Source organism: Pseudomonas sp. gcc21 (assembly GCF_012844345.1).
Classification (GTDB): domain Bacteria; phylum Pseudomonadota; class Gammaproteobacteria; order Pseudomonadales; family Pseudomonadaceae; genus Halopseudomonas.
Window position 1 is genome coordinate 3426200 of the sequence record NZ_CP051625.1, and the last position, 12483, is coordinate 3438682.

Consider the following 12483-nt stretch of genomic DNA (forward strand, 5'->3'; position numbering starts at 1 on the left):
CGCGCCTGCCGTGATGCCGAAAACTGGTGTAAGGTAGGCATGTCATACATATATGAAGATTTCAGTCAGGCTTGGCCGCACGTGCGGCGGGGCAAGAGGGTAGCGATTTGAACGATATGGCGAAAAACCTCATCTTGTGGTTGATCATTGCCGCCGTCCTGGTGACGGTGATGAACAATTTCAGTACTCCCACCGAAACCAATACCCTCAATTACACCCAGTTCCTCGAGATGGTCGAAGATCGTCAGGTTGAACGCGTGACGGTTGACGGTTATGAGATTGAAGGGCGTCGCCGCGACGGCACCACCTTCACCACGATTCGTCCGGCGATTCAGGACAGTGGGCTTATCGGTGACCTGCTCGAGAATGACGTCATTATCGAGGGTAAGCAGCCAGAACAGCAGAGCATCTGGACTCAGTTGTTGATAGCCAGCTTCCCGATTTTGATCATCATTGCCATCTTCATGTTCTTCATGCGCCAGATGCAGGGCGGTGCAGGCGGACGCGGCGGCCCGATGAGCTTCGGCAAGAGCAAGGCGCGGATGCTGACGGAAGACCAGGTGAAGACCACTTTTGCGGATGTCGCTGGTTGTGACGAGGCCAAGGAAGAAGTCAGTGAGCTGGTCGAGTTCTTGCGTGACCCGGGCAAGTTCCAGCGTCTGGGAGGGCATATTCCCCGCGGCGTGCTGATGGTAGGGCAGCCGGGTACTGGTAAGACGTTGCTGGCCAAGGCGGTAGCAGGCGAAGCGAAAGTGCCGTTCTTCACTATCTCGGGTTCGGATTTCGTCGAGATGTTCGTTGGCGTTGGTGCCAGCCGCGTGCGCGATATGTTCGAGCAGGCCAAGAAGCATGCACCCTGCATTATCTTCATCGATGAGATCGACGCTGTCGGTCGTCACCGTGGCGGCGGTATGGGCGGTGGTCACGATGAGCGCGAGCAGACTCTGAACCAGCTGCTGGTTGAGATGGACGGCTTCGAGCCAAACGACGGCATCATCGTGGTGGCCGCCACTAACCGTCCGGACGTACTTGATCCCGCACTGCTGCGTCCCGGTCGTTTCGATCGCCAGGTCGTTGTTGGTTTGCCGGACATCCGCGGGCGCGAGCAGATCCTCAAGGTTCATATGCGCAAGGTTCCGCTGGGTGATGATGTGGCGCCCACCAATATTGCGCGTGGCACGCCCGGCTTCTCCGGTGCTGACCTTGCAAACCTGGTTAACGAGGCGTCCTTGTTCGCTGCGCGAGCCGGCAAGCGTCTGGTGGAAATGAAAGAATTCGAAATGGCCAAGGATAAGATCATGATGGGCGCCGAGCGCAAATCCATGGTCATGTCCGATAAGGAAAAGCTCAATACGGCGTACCATGAGTCCGGCCATGCGATCGTCGGTCGCCTGGTTCCAGAGCATGACCCGGTCTATAAGGTGTCCATCATTCCGCGTGGCCGTGCGTTGGGTGTGACCATGTTTCTGCCGGAAGAGGACCGGTACAGTCTGTCCAAGCGCGCGCTGATCAGTCAGATCTGTTCGTTGTTTGGTGGCCGTATCGCAGAGGAAATGACCCTCGGTTTTGAAGGCGTAACCACCGGGGCGTCAAATGACATCATGCGCGCCACGCAGCTGGCCAAGAACATGGTGACCAAGTGGGGTCTGTCGGAAAAACTCGGTCCGCTGATGTACGGCGAAGACGAGAATGAAGGCTATCTCGGCCGTATGGGGGGTGGACAAGCTGCCAGCGTATCCGGAGAGACGGCCAAGCTGATTGACGAAGAGGTGCGCCGGATCATTGATGAGTGCTATGCAACAGCCCGTCAGTTGCTTGAAGATAATCGGCATAAACTGGACATGATGGCCGAAGCGTTGATGAAGTACGAAACCATTGATGCCGAGCAGATCAATGACATCATGGCTGGTAATCCGCCTCGCGAGCCTAAAGGCTGGCAGGGTGACGATAGCCAGGGGCCTGGTGCGTCAGCGAGCGTCGGAGATGATCCGGCCACGGATGTGACGACCGGTGACGACAAGCCTAAGGATGGCGGTATAATCGGCGGCCCTGCTGGCGAACACTGAAGCGTCGATGACTAACCTGCCTAATAGCTCCCGGTTGCCTTGCGGTGATCGGGAGCTTGATCTTTCCAGAACCCATATCATGGGTATCCTCAATGTTACGCCCGACTCTTTTTCCGATGGTGGCCGGTTTACTCGGAAGGACGCGGCGCTAGCGCATGTCGAGCAAATGCTTGCCGCTGGCGCAACGATGATCGATATCGGCGGGGAGTCGACCCGGCCCGGGGCAGCTCCGGTGTCCGTTGCGCAGGAAGTTGAACGGGTTGTGCCAATGGTCGAGGCGATCAAAACACGCTTCGATACAGTGGTGTCGGTCGATAGCAGTACGCCGGACGTTTTCACCGAAGCGGCCAGGGCGGGTGCCGGGTTTATCAACGATATCCGCGCGCTTTGCCGGCCGGGTGCGCTCGAAGCCGCTGCCGCGACCGGGTTGCCCGTATGTATCATGCATATGCAGGGCGAGCCGGCATCCATGCAACAAGCGCCAACGTACACCTCGGTTCTCGACGAGGTAAATGCGTTCCTGAATGACCGCGTTGCTGCCTGTGAAGCGGCAGGTATTCCACGTCAGCGTCTGGTGTTGGATCCTGGTTTCGGCTTTGGCAAATCGCTGGAGCATAACCTCCAACTGTTCAATCGCCTCGAGGCACTACAGCCGTCCGGTTTGCCTGTGCTGGTCGGGGTATCGCGTAAAAGCATGATCGGTCAGACGCTTGACCGGCCGGTGGACCAACGTTTGTTCGGTGGTATCGCTTTAACCGCTCTTGCCGTGACCAAGGGCGCACGCATCATTCGGGTGCACGATGTACCTGAAACAGTCGATGCGGTTCGCATGATCGAAGCGGTGCTCTCCGCCTGACCCAAACAGAACAAGACAGAACCTGAAGGATTTGCGCAACATGGAAAAACGCTATTTTGGAACCGATGGCATCCGCGGTCGGGTTGGCAGCCATCCCATAACACCCGAATTCATGCTCAAGCTGGGCTGGGCTGTGGGGATGGCATTCAAGCGTCAGGGCCAATGCCGGGTTTTGATTGGCAAGGACACGCGCATTTCGGGTTACATGTTTGAGTCGGCGCTGGAGGCAGGCTTGTCCGCCGCTGGTGCCCAGGTGCAACTGCTCGGCCCGATGCCTACGCCGGCGATCGCCTACCTGACGCGCACCTTCCAGGCCGATGCCGGTATCGTCATAAGCGCATCGCACAATCCTTTCTTCGACAATGGCATCAAATTTTTCTCGGTTACCGGAAGCAAGCTGCCGGATGAACTGGAGTTCGAGATCGAGCGTCTGGTTGATTCGCAGATGGAGGTCGTCGACTCGGCCAGTCTGGGTAAGGTGGCGCGTGTAGAGGATGCCTCGGGTCGCTACATCGAGTATTGCAAAAGCAGTGTGCCCACCAGCACCAGTTTCAAGGCGTTCAAGCTGGTCATCGATTGTGCCCATGGCGCCACGTACAAAGTAGCTCCGAACGTGTTTCGCGAGCTCGGTGCGGAGGTAAAGGTAATCGGTGCCCAGCCGGACGGGCTCAATATCAATGCAGGCGTAGGTTCGACCGATCTGGCCGCGCTGCGTGAGGCGGTGCTGGAGTCGGGTGCGCACCTCGGTATTGCCTTCGACGGTGATGGTGACCGAGTATTGATGGTCGACGAGCAGGGCGAAGAAGTCGACGGGGATGAATTGCTTTTCATAATCGCACGGGATATGCAGCAGCGTGGCCTATTGCGCGGCGGTGTGGTCGGCACGCTCATGACCAACCTTGGGCTTGAGCTGGCACTGAAGGAAGCCGGTGTTCCCTTCGTGCGGGCCAAGGTCGGCGATCGGTATGTGATGGCAGAGCTGCGTGAGCGCGACTGGATTCTCGGTGGCGAGTCCTCAGGGCACCTGGTTTGTCTGCACCACACTTCTACTGGTGACGGTATCATCGCAGCGTTGCAGGTGCTGCGTGCGTTGCAAATCGCCGGTACGACGCTCAGCGAGGCCCGCAAGGGTATGCACAAATGTCCGCAGAAGCTGATCAACGTCCGTTACCAGCGCGGGGAGGTCTCGCCACTTGAGCATCCCGAATTGCAGGCCGGAGTAGCCCAGGCGGAACAGCGTATGGGGGATGCGGGCAGGGTGCTGCTGCGGTTGTCTGGCACCGAGCCGGTCATCCGCGTGATGGTCGAAGGCGAAGACGCCGGGCAGGTGGAAACCGAGGCCGGTATCCTGGCTGAACAGGTCAGCAGGTTGTTCAGTGCTTCGTGAGTAGAATGCGGTTGTTTCGCCCGGGCATCTTGGGTAAGATTGGCGCCCGCTTGAGCTGAGAGGTTAGGCATGCGTCGTTCGCTGGTCGCCGGAAACTGGAAAATGCACGGTACTCGGCAATCCGTTGAGACCTTGCTTGGTGGATTGAATCAGCAGGATTGGCCCGAAGAGGTTGATCTCGTTATCGCTCCGCCCGCGCTGTATCTACAGCAGTGCCGCGCAGCGCTTGAAGGTTCGCCCATCAGTCTGGCGGGGCAGACATCCGCAACCCAGGCCGAGCCTGGCGCATTCACCGGCGAAGTATCGCCAGCTCAGCTACGTGATGCGGGATGTGAATATGTGATCGTTGGTCACTCCGAGCGGCGTAGTCTGTTCGGTGAGACGGACGAGGTGGTTTGCAAGAAGTTTGCAGCCGCGTTGGCCTGTGGTCTGCGACCGATTCTGTGTGTCGGCGAGACGCGCGAGCAGCGCGATGCTGGTGAGACTGCTGAAGTAGTCGGGCGCCAGTTGCAGGTGGTACTTGAATCGTTCGGTGTGGGTGGTCTCGCCCAGGGCGTAGTGGCTTACGAGCCGGTCTGGGCCATTGGGACGGGATTGACGGCCTCGCCGGAAGAGGCACAGGATGTACATTCGATGATCCGTGGCCGGCTGGCAATGCTCGATGACGAGCAGGCCCGCTGTGTGCAGATTGTCTACGGCGGTAGTGTCAAGGCGGACAATGCCGAAGCGCTGTTTGCGATGCCGGATATCGATGGGGGGCTGGTTGGTGGGGCTTCCCTCAATGCTGATGAATTTGGTGCGATAGCGCGCGCCGCGGGACGAGCATAATGATTGAGACGGTAGTTATAGTTATCCACCTGATGGCAGCAATTGCTCTGGTCGGTCTGGTACTGATCCAGCAGGGCAAGGGTGCTGACGCGGGCGCGTCCTTTGGTTCTGGCGCCTCCGGCACTGTATTTGGCAGTCAGGGTTCAGCTACCTTTCTAAGTCGCTTGACAGGCGCGCTGGCCGCTGTATTCTTTCTGACTTCTCTGGGTCTGGCCTACTATGCCAGCGATTATGCAGCACGATCGCTCGAGAGTGGTTTGCCTGATCCGGTGTTGCGCTCTGAGCCGGCTACTCCGGTCCTGAGCGAGGATGTACCTGTTCTTGAAGAGCAGGCCCCTCAGGCTCCTGCTGCGACGGATGATGTGCCCGCCGTCGAGTAAGCCTAACGTTTTGCGGAAGTGGTGGAATTGGTAGACACGCTATCTTGAGGGGGTAGTGCCTTAGGGTGTATGGGTTCGAGTCCCATCTTCCGCACCAATCATTCAGGGTCTGCTTTGGCAGGCCCTGCTTTGTTTTCGGGCTGTGTGTGCCGGTTGTCTTGTTGGGCGGCCGGGCGTATAATTCATGCCCTAGATTCGACGCGGGGTGGAGCAGTCTGGTAGCTCGTCGGGCTCATAACCCGAAGGTCGTAGGTTCAAATCCTGCCCCCGCAACCAGTCAAAGGCCCCTTTTTAGGGGCTTTTTGTTAGATGTCTGGACTTCCTCGGAAGTGGCCAGCGACCAGGATGGGCTTAAAGGCCCATTTTTTATTCATGCAAAGCAAAGGTGGTGAATTTGTCCGGCAAAGTTTCTGAGTTGGAAATACTTCTGGTCCCGATTATCGAAGCGTTAGGCTATCGTTGTTGGGGCATTGAGTATTTGTCTCAGGGCCGTCACACCCTCCTGCGCGTTTACATTGATCATCCGGACGGTATTACTGTCGAAGCGTGCGCAGAGGTGAGTCGGCAGGCAAGCGCCGTTCTGGATGTTGAAGATCCCATCGCCGGGGACTATACCTTGGAAGTGTCCTCCCCCGGCATGGATAGGCCGCTGTTCACCCTGGAGCAGTTTGCCGCTTATACCGGTGAACAGGCCAAACTCAGATTGCGCGTCCCGTATGAAGGGCGGCGGAATTTTCAAGGTGTCATCCGCGGTGTTGAAGGCGATGAGGTGATTCTTCAGGTCGGTGAACACGAATACCTGCTGCCCATCGATTCCATCGACAAAAGCAATATTATCCCGCGGTTTTGAGCATTTTTCGGGCTCCAGTGGCCCCAATGGACGGCGTTAGGCGAGGCATACGATGAGCAAAGAAGTGCTGCTGGTTGTGGAATCCGTTTCCAATGAAAAGGGCGTACCGCCCGATGTGATTTTCGAAGCATTGGAACTGGCATTAGCCACAGCAACCAAGAAGCGTTACGAAGATGAAGTAGATGTACGGGTGCAGATTGATCGGCATACGGGCAGCTATGACACTTACCGTCGCTGGACTGTGGTGGCTGATGAGGATTTCGAAGAACCCGACATGCAACTGACGCTTGATCAGGCCGAAGCGCGTGATCCGGATCTGAAGATCGGCGACATGATCGAAGAGAAGATCGAGTCCGTTGAGTTCGGCCGTATTGCCGCCCAGATCGCCAAGCAGGTCATCGTGCAGAAAGTGCGCGAAGCCGAGCGCGCTCAGGTGGTCGATGCCTACCGTGACCGTCTGGGTGAAATCATCAGTGGTACAGTCAAGAAGGTTACGCGGGACAGCGTAATAGTCGATCTCGGCAACAACGCCGAGGCTGTGCTGCCACGTGAAGAGATGATTCCGCGCGAGACATTCCGTACCGGCAGCCGCATCCGTGCGCTGCTCAAGGAAATTCGTGCAGAGAATCGTGGTCCTCAGCTGGTGTTGTCGCGTAGCGCGCCAGAGATGATTATCGAACTGTTCCGTATTGAAGTGCCGGAAATTTCCGAGGAGCTGATCGAGGTAATGGGCGCAGCCCGTGATCCGGGCTCCCGCGCGAAAATCGCGGTGCGTTCGAAAGACAAGCGTATTGATCCGCAGGGTGCCTGTATCGGCATGCGCGGTTCGCGCGTGCAGGCAGTATCCGGCGAGCTCGGTGGTGAGCGAGTTGACATCGTTCTGTGGGACGACAATCTGGCGCAGTTCGTCATCAATGCGATGGCGCCTGCAGAAGTTGCGTCGATCATCCTGGACGAGGATACCCACACCATCGATATTGCGGTCGCCGAGGATAATCTCGCGCAGGCTATCGGTCGCAGCGGGCAGAACGTTCGCCTGGCCAGTCAATTGACCGGCTGGACCCTGAACGTGATGACTGAAGAAGCCATCGTCGCCAAGCGCGAAGCTGAGACTGGCGACATCTTGCGCGGCTTTATTGAAGAGCTGGACGTAGACGAAGAACTGGCTCAGATGTTGGTGGAAGAAGGCTTCACTTCGCTAGAAGAGATAGCCTACGTTCCGATGGAAGAAATGCTGGAAATCGACGGTTTTGACGAAGATATCGTCAATGAATTGCGCGCACGAGCCAAGGATCGGCTACTGACCAGGGCGATTGCCAGCGAAGAGAAGCTGGAAGAAGCCCAGCCTGCCGAAGACCTCCTGAATATGGAAGGTGTTGATCGGGCCCTGGCGTTCCAGCTTGCAGCAAAAGGCATCATCAGCATGGAAGACCTCGCTGAGCAATCGGTCGACGATCTGTTGGATATTGATGGTATTGACGAAGCCCGTGCCGGCACGCTGATTATGGCTGCCCGGGCGCCCTGGTTTGAATAACCGGTCGGTATAGCGGTACCCCCCTGCGGAGACGCACGGACCCGACTGAGGAGAGAAGTGAATGGCGGAAGTGACGGTCAAAGAATTGGCTCAGGTAGTAGGTACTCCGGTTGAGCGCCTGCTGCAACAAATGCAGGAAGCCGGGTTGGCGCATTCAAGTGCCGAGCAGCCTGTTACAGATGATGAGAAGCAGAAGCTGCTGACGTTCCTGAAAAGCGCCCATGGCGATTCGGGTTCCGAGCCTCGCAAAATCACACTCAAGCGCAAGACCATGAGCACCTTGAAGGTAGCGGGTAGCAAAACCGTTAATGTCGAAGTGCGCAAGAAGAAAACCTACGTCAAGCGTGAGCCTGATGCGCAGGAAGCCGAGCGTCAACGTGAAGCTGAAGAGCAACGCATCGCTGAAGAAGCGCGTCTGGCGGCTGAGGCGGAAGCTAAACGTCAGGCTGAAGAAGCTGCCCGACAAGCGGAAGAAGCGCATAAGGCAGCTGAGCAGGAAGCGGCCGCAGCTGCGGCTGCTAGTGCCATCAAGCCGGCAGCAGCATCGGCTCCGGCACCGGTTGTGCCTGAGCCAGCGCCGGCTGAACCGACGCCGGTAGAGCAGCCGAAGAAGAAAGAAGAGCAACATCGGCGCAAGGCGGCGCCTACGCGTGACGATGATAATGAGCGTAACCGTAACAAGCGTGCCGGTGGGGCCAAAGGCCGTAACGCACCGCGCGTATCCGACGATGACGAAGCGCTTGCGCGACGTCGCGGCGGCGGTGGCAAGCTCAAGGCGCACAAGAAACGCAATCAGCACGGCTTCGAGAAGCCGACAGGACCAGTAGTGCGAGAAGTAGTAATTGGCGAGACCGTGACCGTGGCTGAACTGGCGCAGAAAATGTCAGTTAAGGCCGCTGAAGTTATTAAGTACATGTTCAAGAACGGCAACATGGTGACCATCAACCAGGTGCTTGATCAGGACACCGCGACCATCGTTGCTGAAGACATGGGCCACCAGGTCAAGCAGGTCAAGGAAAGCGACATCGAAGACCGCCTGGTAGAAGACCTGCACTTCGAAGGTGAGGATGTAAGTCGTGCGCCGGTTGTGACCGTTATGGGTCACGTTGACCATGGTAAGACGTCGCTGCTCGACTATATCCGCCGCACCAAAGTAGCGTCCGGCGAAGCGGGTGGCATTACCCAGCATATCGGCGCCTATCACGTCGAAACCGATCGTGGCATGGTGACTTTCCTCGACACCCCCGGTCACGCGGCGTTTACTGCCATGCGTGCCCGCGGTGCCGAGGCTACCGATATCGTGATTCTGGTTGTTGCAGCTGATGACGGCGTGATGCCCCAGACCGAAGAAGCGGTCGCGCATGCCAAAGCTGCCGGCGTGCCGTTGGTGGTAGCCGTCAACAAGATCGACAAGGAAGGCGCAGATCCAGATCGTATCAAGAATGATCTGGCTGCACGTGAAGTGATCCCTGAAGAGTGGGGCGGCGATACTCAGTTCGTACATGTATCGGCGAAGGTTGGTACCGGTATTGAAGAGCTGTTGGAAGCCGTTCTATTGCAAGCAGAGCTGCTTGAGCTCAAGGCGCAGCCTACGGCTCCTGGCCGCGGTGTTGTGGTTGAATCGCGTCTCGATAAGGGCCGTGGTCCGGTAGCGACCGTATTGGTTCAGAACGGTACCCTGCGTCAGGGCGACGTGGTACTCGCAGGCGTCAACTACGGCAAAGTCCGGGCTATGTTCGACGAGAATGGCAACACCATCAAGGAAGCCGGCCCATCTATTCCGGTCGCTATCCTCGGCCTGGACGGTACACCTGGCGCCGGTGATGAACTGACGGTTCTCAGTGACGAGAAGAAAGCACGCGAAGTAGCGCTGTTCCGTCAGGGCAAGTTCCGCGAGATCAAGATGGCGCGTCAGCAGTCAGCCAAGCTCGAGAACATGTTCGAGAACATGGGACAGGGCGAGAAGAAATCTCTCAATGTGGTGCTCAAGGCCGACGTGCGTGGTTCGCTGGAGGCGCTGCAAAGTTCGCTGGTCGAGCTGGGCAACGAGGAAGTCCAGGTCAAGATCGTGTCCGGTGGGGTCGGCGGCATAACCGAAACCGATGCCAACCTGGCACTGGCTTCCAACGCGGTGATCTTCGGCTTCAACGTGCGGGCCGATGCGTCGGCGCGCAAGATCATCGAGAGCGAAGGCCTCGACTTGCGTTACTACGGTGTGATCTACGAGATCATCGAAGACGTCAAGAAAGCCCTGACGGGTATGCTTGGCAGTGATGTGCGCGAGCAGATCCTCGGTGTGGCAGAAGTGCGGGACGTGTTCCGGTCGCCCAAGTTTGGTGATATCGCTGGCTGTATGGTCATCGAAGGCACTGTCTATCGCAATCGTCCGATCCGTGTGCTGCGCGAAGACGTGGTTATCTATGAGGGCGAGCTGGAATCGCTCCGTCGCTTCAAGGATGACGTCGCTGAAGTACGCAACGGCATGGAATGCGGTATCGGTGTGAAGAACTACAACGATGTCCGTCCTGGCGACCGTATCGAAGTATTCGAGCGCATCCAGGTAGCGCGGACGCTCTAAGACGTCTGCGGCAAGCGGCAAGCCAGGGCCTTTTGGCAGTCCAGAGCGACGCCAGGGGCTGGGCTTGCCGTTTGTTGTTTGAGGGTTATGCCGATTATTGGTGTAACGCAGATTCAGGTAGCCAGGCACGTTGCTCGTCCATGAAGGGAGCAAAGAGCCCGGCAGCCAGAGGTGAATTTTATGGCTAAAGAATACAGTCGTACCCAGCGTGTTGCTGACCAGATGCAGCGTGAACTGGCTCAGCTGATCCATCGCGAGGTCCGCGACCCGCGCATCGGTATGGTGACGCTTACTGCGGTCGAGGTGAGTCGCGATCTGGCGCACGCCAAGGTCTATCTGACCCTGATGGGCGAAGCGACTGAAGAAGACATCGCTCAGAACCTGTCGGCGCTGAAAGATGCGGCAGGGTTCCTCCGGGTTCAGTTGGGGCGCTCGATGAAGCTGCGCAGTGTTCCGCAATTGCATTTCCATTACGACGAAAGCGTTCGTCGCGGTGTGCATTTGTCATCCTTGATTGAGCGTGCGGTAGAGGAAGATCGCCAGCACCCCCGGGATAACGAGGAGTAACGGGTGTCAGCACCGCGTAGCAAACGCCGGGATATCGACGGCGTACTGATATTCGACAAGCCTCTCGGGATGACCTCCAACGCCGCTTTGCAAAAGGTGCGCTGGTTGTTCAATGCGAGCAAGGGTGGGCACACCGGCAGCCTGGATCCGCTGGCCAGCGGCGTGTTGCCGTTATGTCTGGGCGAGGCGACCAAGTTCTCGCAATACTTGCTGGATGCCGACAAGGGGTATATCACCGAAGCGCGCCTGGGTATGACTACTACTACTGGCGACGCCGAAGGCGATGTGCTGGAGATGAAGCCTGTTCAGGTCAGCCAGGCCGACGTGGAAGCAGTACTGCCCCGGTTTACCGGCGATATCGAGCAGATACCGCCTATGTACTCGGCGCTCAAGCATGAGGGTCAACCGCTCTACAAGCTGGCCCGCGCCGGGGAAACGGTGGAGCGTAAAGCGCGATCTGTTACCATACAGCGCTTGACTGTGCTAGGCCTGGAAGGCGATCGGTTACGTCTGGAAGTGCACTGCACCAAGGGCACTTACATACGCACTCTGGTTGAAGATATTGGCGCTGCACTGGGATGCGGGGCACACGTCTCCGAGCTCAGGCGTATTCAGGCCGGCCCCTTTGATCTGAGCAAGGCTGTTACGCTGGAAACGCTCGAAGCCCTGCACGCCGAAGGCGGTCACCTCGCCCTGGATCATTTGCTGTTACCCAGCGACAGTGGTCTGGAAGATTGGCCCGAGGTGCAGCTTACCGAGCAGACCGCGTATTATCTCAATCACGGTCAGGCGGTACGGGTGCCCGGTAGTCCGGCATTCGGCAAGGTTCGCCTGCGTGATCAGACCGGCAAATTTATCGGCATCGGTGAAATGACCGATGACGCACGGGTCGCACCCAAGAGACTGATGCGATTCAGTGGTTAATATTTAGTGATTAAAGGTGCGTTGCAACCTGCGGGTTGATGCGTTCTGATGAAGTCGATCCATATGGATCACAACGAGGGTGGCTGTTAACAGGCACGGTCATTCCCCGATTTAAAACACAGGACGAAATGTCCTGGCCTGTTCACTCAGAGGAAAGCTGTCATGGCACTGAGCGTTGAAGAAAAAGCTGCAATCGTATCCGAATATGCCCGTGGCGAAGGTGACACCGGTTCTCCGGAAGTCCAGGTAGCTCTGTTGACCGCAAACATCAACAAGCTGCAGGGTCACTTCAAGGACAACAAGAAGGATCACCACTCCCGTCGCGGTCTGATCCGGATGGTAAACCAGCGTCGTAAGCTGCTGGATTACCTGAAGTCGAAAGACATTCCGCGTTATAGCAGCTTGATCAGCAGTCTGGGTCTGCGTCGCTAAGCGATCATTCCCGTTTGGACATGGTCGGGTCCGAAACCCGACCATGCCCAGAGATTCCCCAAAGGCAAATACAGAGAGAAA

Annotated in this window: 11 protein-coding genes and 2 tRNA genes; all 13 read left to right on the forward strand. The window is 57.5% G+C overall.

The genetic code is table 11. The annotated features are described in order from the left end of the window. The first annotated feature begins 116 nt into the window (after window positions 1–116). Window positions 117–2066, forward strand: coding sequence for an ATP-dependent zinc metalloprotease FtsH (gene ftsH / locus HG264_RS15855; protein WP_169408512.1), 1950 nt, complete (start codon window positions 117–119; stop codon window positions 2064–2066). Window positions 2067–2073: 7 nt separating this feature from the next. Next, window positions 2074–2922 (forward strand): dihydropteroate synthase, encoded by an 849-nt coding sequence (gene folP / locus HG264_RS15860; protein WP_169408513.1) that lies wholly within the window; start codon window positions 2074–2076, stop codon window positions 2920–2922. Between the two features lie 40 nt (window positions 2923–2962). Continuing rightward, entirely contained in the window at window positions 2963–4309 is a 1347-nt protein-coding gene (gene glmM / locus HG264_RS15865) for a phosphoglucosamine mutase (protein ID WP_169408514.1), read from the forward strand. A 69-nt stretch (window positions 4310–4378) separates the two neighbouring features. Then, entirely contained in the window at window positions 4379–5137 is a 759-nt protein-coding gene (tpiA, locus tag HG264_RS15870) for a triose-phosphate isomerase (protein WP_169408515.1), read from the forward strand. Then, window positions 5137–5517 carry a preprotein translocase subunit SecG gene (secG, locus tag HG264_RS15875; RefSeq protein WP_169408516.1) on the forward strand — a complete coding sequence of 127 codons (381 nt, stop codon included), beginning with the start codon at window positions 5137–5139 and terminating at the stop codon, window positions 5515–5517. The genes tpiA and secG overlap by 1 nt, the downstream gene beginning before the upstream one ends. A 12-nt stretch (window positions 5518–5529) precedes the next feature. After that, window positions 5530–5614, forward strand: a tRNA-Leu gene (locus HG264_RS15880). Window positions 5615–5716: 102 nt separating this feature from the next. Continuing rightward, window positions 5717–5793: transfer RNA gene (locus tag HG264_RS15885), tRNA-Met, on the forward strand. A 118-nt stretch (window positions 5794–5911) separates the two neighbouring features. Next, window positions 5912–6367 (forward strand): ribosome maturation factor RimP, encoded by a 456-nt coding sequence (gene rimP, locus HG264_RS15890; protein WP_169408517.1) that lies wholly within the window; start codon window positions 5912–5914, stop codon window positions 6365–6367. 52 nt (window positions 6368–6419) lie between these two features. Then, window positions 6420–7901 carry a transcription termination factor NusA gene (gene nusA, locus HG264_RS15895; protein WP_169408518.1) on the forward strand — a complete coding sequence of 494 codons (1482 nt, stop codon included), beginning with the start codon at window positions 6420–6422 and terminating at the stop codon, window positions 7899–7901. Between the two features lie 61 nt (window positions 7902–7962). Beyond that, window positions 7963–10479, forward strand: coding sequence for a translation initiation factor IF-2 (gene infB / locus HG264_RS15900; protein WP_169408519.1), 2517 nt, complete (start codon window positions 7963–7965; stop codon window positions 10477–10479). Between the two features lie 180 nt (window positions 10480–10659). Beyond that, window positions 10660–11046: a 30S ribosome-binding factor RbfA gene (gene rbfA / locus HG264_RS15905; RefSeq protein WP_169408520.1), complete on the forward strand. Its 387-nt coding sequence runs from the start codon at window positions 10660–10662 to the stop codon at window positions 11044–11046. Between the two features lie 3 nt (window positions 11047–11049). After that, on the forward strand, window positions 11050–11970 hold the full coding sequence (truB, locus tag HG264_RS15910; RefSeq protein ID WP_169408521.1) for a tRNA pseudouridine(55) synthase TruB: 921 nt from the start codon (window positions 11050–11052) through the stop codon (window positions 11968–11970). A 162-nt stretch (window positions 11971–12132) separates the two neighbouring features. Further along, the gene (gene rpsO, locus HG264_RS15915) at window positions 12133–12402 is read left to right on the forward strand and encodes a 30S ribosomal protein S15 (RefSeq protein ID WP_169408522.1); all 270 of its coding nucleotides are present in this window, start codon (window positions 12133–12135) and stop codon (window positions 12400–12402) included. Window positions 12403–12483 lie beyond the last annotated feature (81 nt).

Excerpts from the sequence above, each read along its gene's own strand:
- folP (WP_169408513.1), top strand. The coding sequence starts at position 2,074 with ATGACTAACCTGCCTAATAGCTCCCGGTTGCCTTGCGGTGATCGGGAG.
- rpsO (WP_169408522.1), top strand. The coding sequence starts at position 12,133 with ATGGCACTGAGCGTTGAAGAAAAAGCTGCAATCGTATCCGAATATGCC.
- infB (WP_169408519.1), top strand. The coding sequence starts at position 7,963 with ATGGCGGAAGTGACGGTCAAAGAATTGGCTCAGGTAGTAGGTACTCCG.
- secG (WP_169408516.1), top strand. The coding sequence starts at position 5,137 with ATGATTGAGACGGTAGTTATAGTTATCCACCTGATGGCAGCAATTGCT.
- glmM (WP_169408514.1), top strand. The coding sequence starts at position 2,963 with ATGGAAAAACGCTATTTTGGAACCGATGGCATCCGCGGTCGGGTTGGC.
- rbfA (WP_169408520.1), top strand. The coding sequence starts at position 10,660 with ATGGCTAAAGAATACAGTCGTACCCAGCGTGTTGCTGACCAGATGCAG.
- tpiA (WP_169408515.1), top strand. The coding sequence starts at position 4,379 with ATGCGTCGTTCGCTGGTCGCCGGAAACTGGAAAATGCACGGTACTCGG.
- nusA (WP_169408518.1), top strand. The coding sequence starts at position 6,420 with ATGAGCAAAGAAGTGCTGCTGGTTGTGGAATCCGTTTCCAATGAAAAG.
- ftsH (WP_169408512.1), top strand. The coding sequence starts at position 117 with ATGGCGAAAAACCTCATCTTGTGGTTGATCATTGCCGCCGTCCTGGTG.